The sequence below is a fragment of the Sphingobacterium sp. Ag1 genome (genome assembly GCF_000988325.1).
Classification (GTDB): Bacteria; Bacteroidota; Bacteroidia; order Sphingobacteriales; family Sphingobacteriaceae; genus Sphingobacterium.
The window spans coordinates 73,138-90,210 of the sequence record NZ_LBGU01000039.1; the positions used below are offsets into that span (position 1 = coordinate 73,138).

Genomic DNA, 17,073 nt, shown 5'->3' on the forward strand with positions numbered 1-17,073 from the left:
TTGTGAAACAATACATTTATACACTTATTGTATTAATTTTAACTGGCTTGTCGGTACAAGCTCAGAAACAGGATGAACTAAAGCTTCTTTCTTCATCCCATATTATTACTGGGAAAGACGGCAATATTTTGTTTTACCGTCCAGTCTATGAACACGTGGGTTCCACACTATCATCAGATAGTGGCTATTTACATAAAGACAACATTGGCCGACAATTTTTTGAAGCTTTTGGGAATGTAATCATCACGCAGCCCGACGGTACACAGATATTTTCCAATAAATTACATTACGAAGCGGCAATGCAACTAGCTACGCTTACGGGAGCAGTTCGCATGGTCAGTACCAGCGGGTCTGTACTGACAACCGATCATCTTGTCTATAATATGCGAAGTAAAATCGGCAATTATTACAGCGGCGGGCGCATTCTATCAGGAAGCGATACAATTACCAGCCAGCGCGCTACCTATTTCGAAAATACAGGAGAATCCTATTTCAACCAAAAAGTTGTAGTCCGGTCAACCAATGTAAAAGTCTACACAGATTCCATGAAATATAATGGTAATACGCGCATTACCGATTTCTACGGTCCCACAAATATCAAAGGAAATAAAGGGGAAAACCTGTATACTGAAAAAGGCCGATACCATATGGCAACGGGTCAGGCTTATTTCTCTAAGAACAACCTCTATACGGAAGGGACAAAGTTTCTTAAGGGAGACAGCCTTTTCTACGATAGACAAGTAGGCATCGGTAAAGCCGTAAAAAATGTGGTCTTCGTTGACACCTTGGACAAATTTTATGCCTATGGGGGATTTGGTCTGTACAATGGCAGGAACGAATCCATTACAATGACAGACAAACCACTGATCATTTCAGTTGTCAAAAAAGATTCAACAAAACAAGATTCTGCATCTTCTTTGTCTCCTGCCCAACAAAAATCGGAGAAAGAGCTAAAAAAAGAAGCTAAAGAAGTGAGGAAGATTGTAAAAGAACAACACCAAGATGAGCCCAAACCAAAGAAAGGCACATCGGAAGTTGTGCTGGAAGAAAAGGAAAATCCGGGTAAAAACATTAAAGACAACAAAAATCAACCGCTCAAGTCTGATTCACAGGTAGATTCTGTTTTTATGACAGCCGACACCCTCTTCTCGCAAATGATATTTCGCAGAGATTATGTTGCAAGAGATTTTAAACTGAATCGCGAAGGTGGGGCTATTGAGGATGATAATGAGGTCGATTATGGCGATAAAGATTCAACTTCATTACAGATTGACTCTACAGGCACTTCAAAAACCGGAGCGGACGGTCTTCAAAAAAGCATCGATAGCTTGCATAAAAAGGATACTGGCAAACCGGTTATTGAAAAGGGTATAAAGAAAGCACAAGATAGCCTGACAAATAAGAAGCCGAATGTGCCAAAGAAAACAACAGCTATTGTCGGTGATCAAAACAAGATAGAAATTGAAAAAAACCTCAAGGCTGATAGTGTATTGCGTAAAAAAGCGATCATCCCAAAAGGTGGAGAATCCGATAAACTGATGGGAGCAGCGTTAAAAAATGCCCAACAGGGTAAACGGGATTCCCTCGCCCAGGATACGGCTAAAACACGGATTATAAAGGCCTACTATAATGCCCGATTATTTAAATCAGACCTGCAAGCTGTAGCAGATTCTATGTATTATGGCATGCAAGACTCCATGTTCAGACTGATGGGAAAACCAATGATGTGGGCCGAAAACTCACAAATCTCCGGAGATACCATATTCCTACAGGTTAAGAATCAGAAATTGGACAATTCGCTACTCGTCGGTAACGCTTTCATGGTAAACGCAACAAGCGACTCCTTGAAATTTAACCAGATTAAAGGTCGTAAAATTACCAGCTTTTTCACCAATAACCGCATGGAACGCCTATTTGTCGATGGCAACGCAGAAAATATCTTCTACAATATTGATGAAAAGACCAACGTAACCACGGAACTTATCCATGATCGAAGCAGTCGTTTCAAGATCTTGATGGAAGATAATAAGTTGAAGGAATATGTTTCCATTCGGAAGGTAGATGGAAAAGTCTATCCTATTGCTGAAGTCACTGCCGACAAGGAGTTTCTTCCGAATTTCACCTGGCGTCCCGAAGACAGACCTAAATCGAAAAATGATTTATTGAATCGCAAAAGGGATCTGTCAAAAACATCCTTTACTGTCCCAGCTACACCGGAAAGTGAAGAATCAGGAACAATGAAATCTATCAAAAAAGGCGATAAAACCGCTACCCCGAAAAAAGGGGCCGACAAGAAAGCCGGTGCTAACGAAACGCCCGAGAAAGAAAATGAGGTGGACGCTGCAAACAATAAGACAAGCGCTGTCACCCAAATGGCTAAGCCATCCGAAACAACAGATAAAGTTAACGCTAAAAAAACAAATGTAAAGACCGCAACCGACAAGCTAGCTGCGAAGTCCGACTCGACAAGTCGTAAGTCAACGATAATACCTGCTCAAGATAGTATTCAAACAAAAGTAAAAGCTAAATAACCGCCAATACTGATTCGCACAAAAAAGCAGCGCAAAACAATTTGTTTTGCGCTGCTTTTTTAATTTAAGGCTATCTCCTGATCGTATCAGACGCACTCATCCCTTAGCTCAGAGAAATGAAAATTTCTATTTATAACTCAAATGAGGTAGTTATTAACCTATTTCGTTTTTAAATATGTAGCAAGTTTACCAACAGCAATCGCTCGATGGCTAATGCTATTTTTTTCTGCCGCTGTCATTTCTGCAAACGTCCTATCATAGCCATTCGGAATAAAAATGGGATCATAACCAAAGCCATCAATACCTCTACGTTCTTCAATAATTTTCCCCTCGATACTGCCTTCAAAAAAGTGCTGCTGCTCATTCAAATACAATGAAATAACTGTTTTGAATCGCGCTGTACGATTGGGGTTATCGCCTAATTTTTGTAGGACAAGATCAATATTCTTTTCCATATCCCTTGATCCCGAATAACGTGCTGAATAGACTCCCGGTTCGCCATTCAATGCGTCTATCTCTAAACCTGAGTCATCACCAAAACAATAAAGACCATACTTATTAACCAAATAGTCTGTTTTCTGTTGTGCATTTTCCTCAAAGGTTACTCCTGTTTCTGGAATATCATCCTGACAGTCAATATCGTTTAAACTCTTAATGATAAAAGCATTTCCTACGATCGCTTGGACTTCTTCCAGCTTATGGGCATTATTGGTTGCAAATACAAGTTCTAGCATCTTCTTCAAATTTAGCTTTTTGTTTGTTCTTTCTCTTTGTTGACAGTGCTCCTCACCTTGAGTATGTTACTATCTTTCCATGAAGTCACGCCCCCAAAAATAAGCATTAAACCCCAATTTTTATTCAGAACAAGTATCTGATAAAAATCAGGCAACAATAAAGGTCTTAAATTCGTTCCAGAACAGCTTCTTTTTATTCACATCGACAAACATCTCTTCAAAACTGAACGTATTAAAAACCGTTGCAATACGGCCTTTCATATAGGAATTATGTTCAATAAAAGGTAATTTCAGCGAGGCCGGTTCGACACCCAACAAAATAATCTTAGTCGGTTGAAAAAACTGCATAATGCGCTTAAAATCATTCGGATTATGGGGATTTGCCAAATTGAGTACCGCAACGGTCTCTTTAGTCAATTTCAAAGCACCAATTGTTTTTTCAAAAGCGTCCAATGCTGCGGGAGAAAAGTAGGGATATTGCTCGTAGCGCAAAATAAAAAGTATCCCCTTTTCTTTATTCCCCTGATAGATAAATTCGCCACCGCGCACTTCAAGATCGTTAACAGCATCAGGAAGCCCCCTTTCAGGTTCAATACCTACAGCTTTTTGTTCTGCTCCTAATCCTACCGCTACATAGGAGGTATCTTGCCTCGCAGATGAGGTGGGTCCAGCAGACTGCACTGGAGTACCGTTCTCCTCCGGCATAGGATGTACAGACAGATCGGCTTGAAAGTCAAAACCATTTCCAAAGATGGTTTCATCCATTAAGGCCTGAAGTGCAACGGGATTATCTGTTATAAGATTGCTCATCTAGAAAAGAAATATTAGCCAGTAAAGATAAAGAAGAAAAGGGAAAAGAAAAAAAAGCCGTCTAATAAGTCAAGCCAAACCTTTCGCGAACGGAACATTAGAAACGATACTGCCAGGTAACAAATATAAAATCTCATAAAAAAGGGGCTATCCAACCTTTGGATAGCCCCTGCTGTATGTCAAAAAGATTAATGACCTAAGATATACGAGAAAATTAATGGCGCAACGATTGTCGCGTCAGATTCTACGATAAATTTAGGTGTATCAATATCTAATTTACCCCAAGTGATTTTCTCGTTTGGAACAGCGCCTGAGTAAGAACCATACGAAGTTGTTGAATCAGAGATCTGACAGAAATAAGCCCAAAAAGGTACTTCTTCCCATTCAAGATCTTGATACATCATCGGAACTACACAAATTGGGAAGTCACCAGAAATACCACCTGCGATTTGGAAAAATCCAACACCTTTACCTGCGGAGTTGTTACGGTACCACTCTGTCAAGTAAATCATGTATTCGATACCCGATTTTACTGTACTTGCTTTCAATTTACCTTTGATCACATTGGAAGCGAAGATATTACCCGTCGTTGAATCTTCCCATCCCGGACATACAATTGGTAAATTTTTCTCAGCAGCAGCAACAATCCAAGAATCTTTTGGGTCGATTTCATAATATTGTTCCAACACACCAGAGTTAACAACCTGATAAAGAAACTCATGTGGTAAGTAACGCTCACCTTTAGCCTCAGCAGCATGCCAAACATCTTCAAGATGTTTCTGCAAACGACGAAAAGCTTCCTCTTCTGGAATACAAGTATCTGTAACACGATTATAGTGATTATCCAATAGCTCTCTTTCTTGCTCAGCTGTCAAATCTCTATAATTCGGAATTCTTTTGTAGTGTGAGTGTGCGACAAGGTTCATCACGTCCTCTTCCAAATTGGCACCAGTACAAGAAATAAAGTGTACTTTATCTTGACGGATCATTTCTGCTAAAGAAACACCCAATTCGGCAGTAGACATTGCACCTCCCAAAGAGATCAACATTTTTCCACCATCCAACAGATGCTCCTCGTAACCTTTTGCAGCGTCTACTAATGCAGCTGCGTTAAAGTGACGGTAATTATGCTCAATAAATTGAGAAATAGGTCCTTTTTGAGTACTCATGATATTTTCTAACTTTTATAAAATAATAAGTACCACAAAGGTACTGAATATAATCTATTTTCGTCCCAATAGAGATTCAAAACACGTATAGACCACATTTTTTTAACAAATGTAAAAAGAATGGTATTCCTAAGTTGTGCTTATAAACGTGACACTTCTCCTTCAATCGACGTCTGTTTGATCTTTTGCTTTTTATAAAGGCCAAATGTATAGTTAAAATTCAGGCCAATAGTTCTTGAATCAACCACTGTTTTAGAATAAATGTTGAATCCCTGTCCCAAAATCTCTCTTTTCAAAACCCGGCTATGGAACAGATCTCGTGCTGTCAGCGCAAGACTTAACGCATTCGAAAATTGCTTATTGACCGTCAGATGCATTTCATATAAAGGTTTTATAACGGTCTGCGCATAAAGCACATTAGTCCTGTATGAGTTTGTCCAATTTACAGTCAGCTGATAAGGTAAATTTAACTGCATCATTAAATTAGTCTGAAAGGACCAAATTCCCCGATCGATCAGAAGATCATTCAACGCTGTTGGGAAATTTTTATAATGTATATATTGAAGCTGACCGAAACTATAAAGCATCATATTTTTAGCAATGGCTTTTCCTCCCATATTCATCGAGATAGCAGAACTCTTAACATCGGCAATATTCTGATAGGTTTGCATATAATTTTGCGCACTAAGCTGATGGACCATGGAGATATAATTGTGGTGATTGATCAAAGAAATCCCAATATTCCATTTTTGACCATGACCATATTTAAGATCCATATTATCTGACAATTGAGCGGAAAGCTGAGCATTCCCCTGATAGCTTGTGCTTGGATCGAAAAAGAAAATCGAAGGGTTTAAATCTTGATAATTAGGTCTTGATATTCTTCGTCCATACCCTAGCTGTACCGCTTGATCCATATTTTTAGCCATTCGATAAATTCCAAATACAGTCGGGAATAGATTGAATATTTGATTTCTTCCATGTGCATTTTGATTTATGTAGTCAATTTTCGTCTGAAATTGTGTGTATTCAGCACGTACACCTAATTTAATCTCCCATTGCGCAAGTTTTAGCTGAAAATCCGTATAAACAGCTTCCAGGTATTCGGTTTGTTTAACCGTATTTTCTAGGCTATCATCGTCGGCCAATGCGTACTCTTTTTCTCCTTTTTGATAATGCCCATGCGATTGACGTTGAGAACGATTCGCCTGAAAACCTGCCTCCATAGAGAAGGGCCCATCAAGTTTCCGTTGAACGTCCCCCGGAAGCCAAAGAGGTCAACAGAGAAGGGGTTATTTGAGCGCAAAAATTGCTGCTGCTCTTGTTGGTCAGAAAAAAAAGGTATGGTCTTTGTCTTCAAGTCCTGTTTCCGAATACTGCTGTACCGCAAATAATCAACATCGAACTGCAGCACTTTACCCTTATTTTCCCCAGCAAAATCATAGTGAAGATTTATACTATTTCTATACAGCGGATTTCCCAGGTTACTAGTTGAAGCAGTGGATTGCTCCAATGTTCCATCGGCTGAAAAATCATTTTGATAGACGCCTATCTCCTCATAATTATTGCGAAGATAATTCCAGTTCAATTCAATAGACGAATGCTTGTCGATTCGATAATTCATGCCCAAACGACCATTTAATTCCTGCGTGCTATTTGTCTCTTTATTCAGCTGTCCGATCATATAATGAACATTTTCACGATACGCAAGTTCACGCCTACGGTCAACATCAAAATAATTCGAAGAGCGTGCAACGGAAAAACTGGAGTTTAAGGTCCATTTCTTCATTCCATACTGCAGCCCCACGCCATTATTATACTTCCAAAGCCTTCCTTTTGATGCTCCTAAAAAAACATTTCCTGTTAGACCTTTCAGGACATCCTTTTTGATACGAATATCAATTACTCCACCAGCCCCTTCCGCACTCCATTTTGCTAGTGGAATGGTCATGAGATCAATGCTCTCTAAAGAGCTTGCCGGGATAGATTTTAAATAGGCGATCAAAGAGGTTCCGGTGAGATAGGTCTCCTTGCCGTTGACGGTAATCAACACGCCCGTTTTTCCCTGTAAAGAAAAATTGCCCAATTCGTCTACCTGTATACTCGGAATGGCATTTAAAACAGCCAACGTATTTCCATTCAATAAAACGGGATTGCTGCCCGTTCAAATACGGACCCGATCCAAAAGTTGCTGTTCGAGCGGCCCTGATCCCTCAACAAGCACTGTATCTATCCTCCTTGAATCGGATCCAGTATTTCGCAGCATCGTGCTGTCGGTTAATTGCTGTTTAGTTCTGGGGACTATTTGCGCCGATAACAGACATGGCAATGCCATGGATAACCCTATAAGCATCCTAAACTTCATGATATCTACTAAAATTAGCGCTTAGTCTTCAAAGCTTTGGTCTATAGCCTGGGCTAGTTTATGGATAAATTCAGGTTTTACGTTTTTATCAATGGCATTGATGTTATCCAGCTCAAGGAGAAGCGCCGGTATTTTAGCACCGCGTAAAATTGCAAGCTTTGTATTTATCGCTGGAGTACCCGCAGCCAGTCCATTCTGTTGCAACATTTGGCCCAAACTAAACGCAAATTTGCGGTTAAGCTCTTCTAGCATCGTATGACTAACCCCCGACTGATATAATATTCGTATAGGAAGAGATTGTTTGCTCTTTACACTGAAAAATAAGTTCATAGAAGGAACTCAATCAAAAAAAGGTCATTAAAACCTACTTTTTCAGCAACTTAGAGAAAAACAGATATGCCGCTACCAAAAAAATAACGATAATAATTAGGACAACAATCTCTTGCATCCCTATTCCCCAATTCATACTATTCATATTTTTTCAATTTAAATGATCCATTTCTCGCATTGATCTAAAAATGTCTGTTCCATATCTGCTCCGATTCCAATTTGGTCTGAGATATGTATTTTGTATCCGTCATATTGAATACCACCTATAACAGGGTCCTTCAGATGGCCAACCATACAGGTGTCCAGATCAAAAAACTTAACATTCGGTGCTGCATAAGCGAAATGTACTTTAGCAGCTAAAGCCAAGCGAGATTCCAACATCCCTCCGATCATACAAGTAATACCGTATTCCGCGGCAATATGATTAATTTTCAAAGCTTCCTGTATGCCTCCTGATTTCGAGAATTTAATATTGATATAATCGCAAGCATCCGCTTTGCAGAGACGCTCTGCATCATGGTGAGAATAAACGGATTCATCCGCCATCACGGGAACAATTGTTTCTGCACGCAATTGCGGTAAATATTCGTCGTCCCATGTACGCATCGGTTGCTCGCAAAATTGTATCTTATAAGGTTCCAACCCCTGTAATGCTTCTAATGCCTCCTCATAAGACCAGCCTTGGTTTGCATCAACACGAATAGGCATTTCGAATCCAATAGCCTTACGTATTTCACGTATACGCGCAATATCTGTTTTTGGATCCTTTCCCAACTTAACTTTCAACATGACCGCACCTTCGCTCTGTAAACGTTTTGCTTTCAACGCCATCTCTTCTGGAGACGCAATTCCCAAGGTGATATCTGTCGTAATCTCTCGCTTCGCTCCCTTTAGAAATTGATAAAGTGGCAGACCAGCATGTTTGGCCGCCAGATCATGCAAGGCCATATCAAAAGCTGATTTGATCGTCTTGTTACCGGCGATATATAGGTCCAATTCTGCCAAACGCTCTTCTATAGCCAAAGGATCGCGCCCCTTCCAAATCTTTGCAAAATCCCGTGCCAGAATTAAACAAGTATCTTGTGTTTCTCCTACGATCATCGGAAAGGCAGAACATTCGCCCACACCATATACATTAGCATCTGTATATATACGTATAAAAGTATTTTGCGCATAATCCATCGTCCCTGTTGCGATAACAAAAGGTTCCATAGGAATGCTTAGTCGATAAATTTCAATTTCAGTTATTTTCATCTCACTCTTTAGTTAAGCCATGTCGATACAGCATAAAGGATATGCAATACTTTGCCTAATTTATATATATTCTTGCAATCTTGGGATGATTTTTCCAAATCCCACAAAAAATATTGCCAAATGTTGCATTATTCAGCGATGCATCAAACAGAATTGACTGCGGCGAACATCAAATACAATATCGGCAACAAAACATATCAAAAGAAATGATAAAATCAAACTAAATACATTTTCATTAGAATATTTACAATATTTCCGTTTTTTATTCCTATATTAGCAATGTATAATATTTGAAAAGGAAAGATGATTCAACAAAGACCGAAAACGGAGGGCCTCTACGACCCTAATTTTGAGCATGACGCCTGTGGGGTAGGCTTTGTCGCCCATATCAAAGGGAATAAATCACACGCACAAGTAAAAGATGCATTAACCATGTTGGAGAATATGGAGCACCGTGGTGCTTGTGGCTGTGACCCAGAAAGCGGTGATGGAGCGGGTATCATGATCCAGCTTCCCCATGAATTTTTATGGGAAGAATGTATCAACTTGGGTATACAATTGGAAGAGCCAGGTTATTATGGCACAGGTATGGTCTTTCTTCCAAAAGAAGAAGACATGAACAAAATATGTCGGGATTTGATTGAGGAAGCGGCAGCAGAAAGGGGTATGAAATTCCTTGGCTACCGTCCAGTACCAGTCAATCGTGAAGGTATTGGACCAACAGCGCTCAGTGCAGAACCTGAAATAGTCCAATTTTTTGTCAGCAGACCGGACGGCGTTTCAAACACTGAAGAATTTGAACGCAAACTTTTTGTACTACGTCGCCTGATCATTCAAAAAGTTAAACAACAACAAGAATACCCTCTCCCTCTTTACTTTGCATCGCTTTCTTGCAAAACAATTATTTACAAAGGTCAATTAACAACATACCAGGTCGGAACTTATTATCTTGATTTACGCGATCCTCGTGTGGTATCTGCTTTTGGCTTAGTTCACTCGCGCTTTTCCACCAATACTTTTCCTTCATGGTCCCTCGCTCAACCATTCCGTATGCTGGCACACAATGGCGAGATCAATACATTGACAGGTAACCTGAATTGGTTTTACGCCGGTATGCGCGCTTTATCATCGCCGTATTTCACGGAAGAAGAGATGGAAATCTTACTTCCTATTGTTGACCGTGGTCAGTCAGATTCAGCCTGCCTTGACAATGTAGCCGAGCTGCTTTTACATAGCGGACGTAGTCTCACCCATGTGATGTTGATGTTGGTCCCTGAGGCTTGGGATGGCAATACGCAAATGGATCCTTTAAAACGTGCTTTCTACGAATATCACGCAACCTTGATGGAGCCTTGGGATGGTCCTGCAGCACTCTGCTTCACCGATGGCAAGCATATTGGTGCTACATTAGACCGCAACGGCTTACGCCCGCTACGTTATGCCGTAACCTCAGACGACCGCGTCGTTGTTGCTTCTGAAGCAGGGGCACTTCCGATCGAGGAGTCTACCATCATCAAAAAAGGCCGTCAACAAGCAGGCAAGATTTTCCTTGTCGACATGGAACAAGGCCGTATCCTCACCGATAACGAAGTAAAAGATCAATTGATCAACCAACAGCCTTATAGTGATTGGTTGGACAACTATAAAATTAAGCTAGAAGAACTGGAAGAACCTCGTGTAACCTACACCTATCTTTCCAAAGATTCTGTTTTCAAATATCAAAAGACATTTGGTTTCTCCCGCGAGGATCTAGAAACCATCCTGACCCCAATGGCATTGACAGGATACGAACCAACAGGCTCCATGGGGTCCGATGTTCCGCTAGCCATTCTTTCTGATCAACCACAACATATTTCAAGTTATTTTAAGCAATTTTTTGCCCAAGTAACCAACCCACCGATCGATCCGATTCGCGAACGCTTGGTCATGAGTTTAGCAACATTTATCGGTAACGCAGGCAATATCCTAATCGAAGACAAGAAATTCTGTCACTGTGTAACCTTACCGCATCCGATCCTGACCTCCAAAGAACTGGAGAAATTGCGTTCGATCGATACAGGATTGTTCCAAGCAAAAACCATCCAGTCTTACTTCCGCTCAGATGGTAAACCTGGATCATTGGAAGCCGGTCTGGAACGATTATGCCGCTATGCGGATGATGCTGTACGTGATGGTTTTGAAGTATTAATTCTCTCGGATCGTGCCATCGACTCCAAACATGCAGCTATACCTTCATTACTTGCTGTTTCGGCAGTCCATCACCACTTGATCAAAACAGGTAATCGTGGTGCTGTAGGCCTAGTGGTCGAAGCCGGTGATGCTTGGGAAGTACACCATTTTGCCTGCCTATTGGCATTCGGCGCCACTGCGATCAATCCTTATATGGCCTTGGCAAGTATCCGTACCATGAAAGAACAAAACACCTTGGATACCGAACTGACCTGGCCAGAACTATCCAAAAATTACGTCAAAGCCGTTAACAATGGTTTGTTGAAAATTTTCTCCAAAATGGGGATCTCCACATTGCAATCCTACCACGGTGCACAGATCTTTGAGGTACTTGGTATTGACAAGTCTGTTGTCGATAAATTTTTCTGCGGAGCTGTCTCACGTATAGGCGGTATGACCTTGGATGATCTGGCTAAAGAAGCTCTTTCAAAACATTGGCGCGGATTTGAAAAAAGCCGTACTCCACAAAATCTGTTGCCAGAAGGCGGTATTTATCAATGGAAACGTCGTGGTGAAGGCCACCTTTGGAATCCAGACACGATTCACCTATTGCAACAGGCATGTCGCACTGGAGACTATGCGACCTATAAAAAATACGCGCAGAAAATCAATGAGCAGAAAGAACACATGTTTACCCTTCGTGGATTGTTGGACTTTGCAAAACATCGTAACTCCATTCCATTGGAGCAAGTAGAACCTGCTAGTGAAATTCTAAAACGTTTCGCAACCGGCGCGATGTCTTTTGGATCAATTTCTCACGAAGCGCATAGCACCCTTGCCATCGCCATGAACCGCATCGGCGCAAAATCGAACACCGGTGAAGGCGGCGAAGATGAATTGCGTTATCAACCGCTTCCAAATGGAGATTCTATGCGCTCGGCAATAAAACAGGTTGCCTCGGCTCGTTTTGGTGTTACTTCCAACTATCTGACACAAGCAGACGAACTACAAATCAAAATGGCACAAGGTGCCAAACCGGGAGAAGGAGGTCAATTACCCGGCCCCAAAGTGGATGCCTGGATTGCAAAAACCAGACACTCTACACCGGGTGTCGGTCTGATTTCACCCCCACCCCATCACGATATTTACTCCATCGAAGATTTAGCGCAGCTGATCTTTGACCTAAAGAATGCTAACCGTCAAGCAAGAATCAACGTAAAGTTGGTCTCTAAAGCTGGTGTTGGTACCATTGCTGCCGGAGTTGCGAAGGCCCATGCCGACGTGATTCTTATCGCAGGTTTTGATGGCGGTACAGGTGCATCCCCGATCAGTTCAATCAAACACGCTGGATTGCCTTGGGAATTAGGCCTTGCAGAAGCGCATCAGACACTTGTTAAAAACAAATTGCGCAGTCGCGTTGTATTGCAGGCGGACGGTCAGGTAAAAACAGGTCGTGACATCATCATCGCCACACTATTGGGCGCTGAGGAATGGGGTGTATCTACAGCAGCATTGGTTGCCGGTGGCTGTATCATGATGCGTAAATGCCACTTGAATACATGCCCTGTAGGTGTTGCAACGCAAGATCCAGAACTGCGTAAATTATTCTCTGGAAAACCAGAAGATATTGTCAACTTATTTACCTTCCTAGCAGAGGAAGTCCGTGAAACGATGGCTTATCTTGGTTTCCGCACCATCAACGAGATGGTCGGACGGGCTCAGTTCTTAAAGAAACGGGAAAATATAGACCATTGGAAAGCTAAGAAAATTGATTTCACAGACATTCTACATGTGGAACGTAACGAGCCTGGACAATCGTTATACAACACCGAAGAGCAGGATCACGGTATGGCCATGATTTTGGATTGGGGCTTATTAAAACAATCCAAGTTGGCTTTAGAAAGCAAAACGCCTGTATTTGGCACGTTTAAAGTAAAAAACACGGACCGTACCATCGGAACCATGCTGTCCAATGAAATTTCAAAACTTTATGGTTCAGAAGGTCTTCCAGACAATACCATCAATTTCAAATTTGAAGGTTCTGCCGGACAGAGTTTTGGTGCATTTTCAACGAAAGGTCTTTCATTTGAATTACAAGGTGAAGCCAATGACTATGTCGGAAAAGGACTATCAGGAGCTCAGTTAGCCATCTATCCAGTTGCAGAAAGTGCGCTAGTGCCGGAAGATAATATCATTATTGGCAACGTTGCACTATTTGGAGCCACATCTGGGCATCTATTCGTCAACGGACAGGCCGGTGAACGCTTCGCCGTACGTAACTCTGGGGCAACAGCTGTAGTTGAAGGTGTCGGTGACCATGGCTGTGAGTACATGACAGGGGGGCGTGCGCTGATCTTGGGTGCAACCGGTCGTAACTTTGCTGCCGGAATGAGCGGTGGTATTGCGTGGATCTACGACATTAACGAAGATTTCCGCGAAAACTGTAATCAGGAAATGGTCGACCTGGATCCATTGGAAAGTGAAGACGAAACCGCAATTATCGCCTTACTGAAACGTCATATCTTGCTCACCAATAGCCGTAGAGCAGATTTCATTCTACAAAATTGGTCAAGAGAAAAAAATAAATTCATTAAGGTATTCCCGAGAGAATACAAAAATGTCATTCGTCAAAAATTAGTTGAAGCATAATATAGGAAGCACAGATCATGGGAAAAATTACAGGTTTTAAAGAATTTGAGCGCGTGCTTCCGACAAAAGAAGCTGTGGAAAGCCGCGTACAGCACTTTAAAGAATTCAATAAAGGGTATTCGGAGAACGAGCTCAATAAGCAGGCTGCGCGCTGCATGGACTGCGGTATTCCATTTTGTCATTCAGGCTGTCCACTGGGCAATGTCATCCCTGAATTTAACGATGCCGTATACGATGGAAAATGGGAAGAGGCCTATCAGATTTTGTCCTCCACCAATAACTTCCCTGAATTTACAGGTAGAATATGTCCAGCACCATGCGAATCAGCCTGTGTACTCGGTATACATAGTACTCCGATCACTATTGAGGAGATCGAAAAACATATTATCGAGATTGCTTTTAAAAAGGGTTATGTCAAAGCACATAAAAGTTATTTAAAAACAGGCAAACGCGTCGCCGTCGTGGGCTCCGGTCCGGCAGGACTAGCGGCTGCTGCTCAGCTCAATAAAGCAGGACACGATGTTGTTGTTTTCGAACGTGATGATCAGGTTGGAGGATTACTCCGCTACGGTATTCCGGATTTTAAATTAGAAAAATCGGTGATCGATCGCCGTGTCAATCTCCTGAAAGAATCGGGAATAGAATTCAAGGTGAATACAGAAGTTGGCAAAGACATCAGTTTTTATGAATTAAAAGCTTATGATGCTGTTATATTGGCAACAGGCTCTACCGTTCCATGGCACATGCAATTACCAGGGCATGAAGCTAAAGGCATACATTTTGCCATGGACTTTCTGACCCAGCAAAATAAAGAAGTAAGTGGAATTAATATCGAACAAGACCGCATACTGGCAACAGACAAACATGTTGTTGTCATCGGTGATGGTGATACCGGATCAGACTGTATTGGTACATCCAATCGTCATCGTGCAAAAAGTATCACACAGATTGCCCGCAAACCTACACCTTCTAAACAACGTCTAAAGAACAATCCTTGGCCCATGGACAAGCTCACATTCGGAACTTCCTCTTCTCAGGAAGAAGGCTGTGAAAGACTTTGGGCTACAGAAACGCAAGAATTTGTTAAAGATGAAGATGGCCATATCAAAGCTATAAAAATCAAAGAGGTTCAATACGAAGTTGATGAATTTGGAAAAAGAACCCGCTTAGGAGAATCCGAGATCCGTGAAATACCAGCAGACCTCGTCTTATTGGCTATTGGTTATCAACATACTGAACATACGCTCCTAGAACAATTGGGTGTACGTGTCGATGAAAAAGGAAATATCCTTGCAAATGACAAAGACTACCAAACGACAATTGATAATATCTTCACTGCCGGAGATTGCCGTAAAGGCCAGTCGCTTGTTGTTTGGGCCATCTCTGAAGGACGCGAATGTGCTCGAAAAGTAGACGAATACTTAATGGGGTATTCAGAGCTTGAAAGCAAGGACTTCCTGGCAACAATAAATGCTTAAAAGAAGGAAGTTCTCAATAGAGAGATCATACCAGTGATATGCTAAGCTACGTTTAGACTTCGTAACAAGGATAAAAGCTTGGACAGCACAAAATATAAAAAGGTCCGTTGAGAATTCAACGGACCTTTTTATGATCAGTAATCGGTCACTATTTCAATGGATCTTTAAGTTTAACAAAATAAATGCTGTTTTTGTCTACAGTCTTTATGTAAGGTAATATCTTTGACTCGTAAAAACCTTTTCCTGTTACCCCAAAATCGTCATCATTACATACCGCGATAAGGGATGGATTAATGACAGCCAGGCCCTCAGCTTTATCATGCGGATACAATTCCTTGATATCCGTCATTAAATCGGCGACCAATGTCTTAGTGACTGGTTTAATATTATATTTTGCCAATGTAGCCGCATCTTTGAGTTCCTCCACAGTTTTACCATCAAATAATTTCCCCGTTGCCGTATTATTCGCGTCTGAGATATCTGTTGCGCCATAAAGATCAATTTTGTAAATTTTCTTAAATACAGTGGAACGGGTTGCTTCCGTCGCATATTCCCCATCACGTTCCAAGACAATAAATGTGGAATTGCTCACGGCAGCAATTTCACTTACAGCCTGCAAATCGGTACGCTCCATCATATAGACATATTGTTTCGTGACGCCGCTCGCAATATCCAGCGTGACAATACGGATTGCCAATGAATTTTTAATCGCCTCTTTAGATGGATTATAAAGTGGAAACTGCATAATTCCGACCAGTGTTTTACCATCTGGTGTAAGCGTCAATCCTTCCATTCCACGATTAGGACGACGTTTGGCAAATACCAAAGGCAACTTTTTACCCGTAGACCACGGATTGATCCGCTCTATTTCTTTTCCCGAAGCGTCAAAATGAACGATATGTGGTCCGTATTCGTCACTGACCCACCAAGAACCATCCGCCGCTCTCGCTAGTCCCTCTGAATCGATTCCATCCTCACTTTTCCCTAGGTCTTTACCATCAACTCCCAATGCTTTTTCCCCAGAACCACCCTTCCCTTCTGGATTTGGCAGACCATTCAATTTCACACCATCTTTATTTTTCAATTCGATAACAGATTCCAATGTTAGCGTATTATCTTTTAATCTGAATTTACCGATCTGCGGTGTAAATGTTGGCGAAGCAAATACTTTACTATCATTTTCCGTCCCATCAATATTTGGTCCCCTATCCGTTAAAAGATAAAATATAGATTTATCAGTAGGATCTTGAGCCATCGATGATCCATAACCCCCATTATACACTTTTACTCCATTAACATCAATCAATACTTTGGGATCTGTTGCTATGGCCTTTTCGGGATAGGTCAGTTCAATCGGATCAGTAATCTGCGATACGTCATCTTTACTACATGAAGCACATAATAGGGCCAACGCCAATACACTGTATATTTTTTTCATCTGTCTAAATTTTTCAAATAATGCTTACTGTTATCCATATTCCGGACACGTTCAACTAGTTAAATTTCATTCTTATCGTCTTGCTTAGGCTATAACACAGCAGGTTTTGTCTACACAATCCATGCGCAGTGGGCAACCCAACGGTA

11 protein-coding genes are annotated in these 17,073 nt (G+C 41.4%); 3 read left to right on the forward strand and 8 right to left on the reverse strand.

The annotated features are described in order from the left end of the window. The first annotated feature begins 2 nt into the window (after positions 1–2). Positions 3–2,531, forward strand: coding sequence for an OstA-like protein (locus AAW12_RS13135; RefSeq protein WP_197084032.1), 2,529 nt, complete (start codon positions 3–5; stop codon positions 2,529–2,531). Between the two features lie 158 nt (positions 2,532–2,689). Here AAW12_RS13135 and AAW12_RS13140 read toward each other — a convergent pair whose 3' ends face one another. The 7 genes from AAW12_RS13140 to AAW12_RS13170 all read right to left on the reverse strand — a co-directional run bounded on the left by AAW12_RS13140 (position 2,690) and on the right by AAW12_RS13170 (position 9,193). Beyond that, positions 2,690–3,265: a non-canonical purine NTP diphosphatase gene (locus AAW12_RS13140; RefSeq protein ID WP_046674099.1), complete on the reverse strand. Its 576-nt coding sequence runs from the start codon at positions 3,263–3,265 to the stop codon at positions 2,690–2,692. 147 nt (positions 3,266–3,412) lie between these two features. Next, positions 3,413–4,075, reverse strand: coding sequence for a hypothetical protein (locus AAW12_RS26665; RefSeq protein ID WP_046674100.1), 663 nt, complete (start codon positions 4,073–4,075; stop codon positions 3,413–3,415). A gap of 188 nt (positions 4,076–4,263) precedes the next feature. Beyond that, positions 4,264–5,244: a deoxyhypusine synthase family protein gene (locus AAW12_RS13150; RefSeq protein WP_046674101.1), complete on the reverse strand. Its 981-nt coding sequence runs from the start codon at positions 5,242–5,244 to the stop codon at positions 4,264–4,266. 140 nt (positions 5,245–5,384) lie between these two features. Further along, the gene (locus tag AAW12_RS13155) at positions 5,385–6,470 is read right to left on the reverse strand and encodes an outer membrane beta-barrel family protein (protein WP_084823167.1); all 1,086 of its coding nucleotides are present in this window, start codon (positions 6,468–6,470) and stop codon (positions 5,385–5,387) included. Then, positions 6,371–7,387, reverse strand: a complete 1,017-nt coding sequence (locus AAW12_RS13160) for a hypothetical protein (protein WP_046674103.1) — start codon at positions 7,385–7,387, stop codon at positions 6,371–6,373. Before AAW12_RS13160 ends, AAW12_RS13155 begins: the two co-directional genes overlap by 100 nt. 243 nt (positions 7,388–7,630) lie before the next feature. Further along, positions 7,631–7,939: a hypothetical protein gene (locus AAW12_RS13165; RefSeq protein ID WP_046674104.1), complete on the reverse strand. Its 309-nt coding sequence runs from the start codon at positions 7,937–7,939 to the stop codon at positions 7,631–7,633. 156 nt (positions 7,940–8,095) lie between these two features. Further along, a complete protein-coding gene (locus AAW12_RS13170) occupies positions 8,096–9,193 on the reverse strand; it encodes a mandelate racemase/muconate lactonizing enzyme family protein (protein WP_046674105.1) in 1,098 nt (365 codons plus the stop codon). A 303-nt stretch (positions 9,194–9,496) separates the two neighbouring features. Here AAW12_RS13170 and gltB point away from each other — a divergent pair, with 303 nt between their 5' ends. Together gltB and AAW12_RS13180 are read left to right on the forward strand one after the other, a co-directional pair. Further along, positions 9,497–14,011 (forward strand): glutamate synthase large subunit, encoded by a 4,515-nt coding sequence (gene gltB / locus AAW12_RS13175; RefSeq protein ID WP_046674106.1) that lies wholly within the window; start codon positions 9,497–9,499, stop codon positions 14,009–14,011. A gap of 17 nt (positions 14,012–14,028) precedes the next feature. Beyond that, positions 14,029–15,489 carry a glutamate synthase subunit beta gene (locus tag AAW12_RS13180; RefSeq protein WP_046674107.1) on the forward strand — a complete coding sequence of 487 codons (1,461 nt, stop codon included), beginning with the start codon at positions 14,029–14,031 and terminating at the stop codon, positions 15,487–15,489. A 148-nt stretch (positions 15,490–15,637) separates the two neighbouring features. On the opposite strand, the gene AAW12_RS13185 is transcribed toward AAW12_RS13180, so the two are convergent. Then, positions 15,638–16,927, reverse strand: a complete 1,290-nt coding sequence (locus AAW12_RS13185; RefSeq protein WP_053003672.1) for an esterase-like activity of phytase family protein — start codon at positions 16,925–16,927, stop codon at positions 15,638–15,640. Between the last annotated feature and the right edge of the window lie 146 nt (positions 16,928–17,073).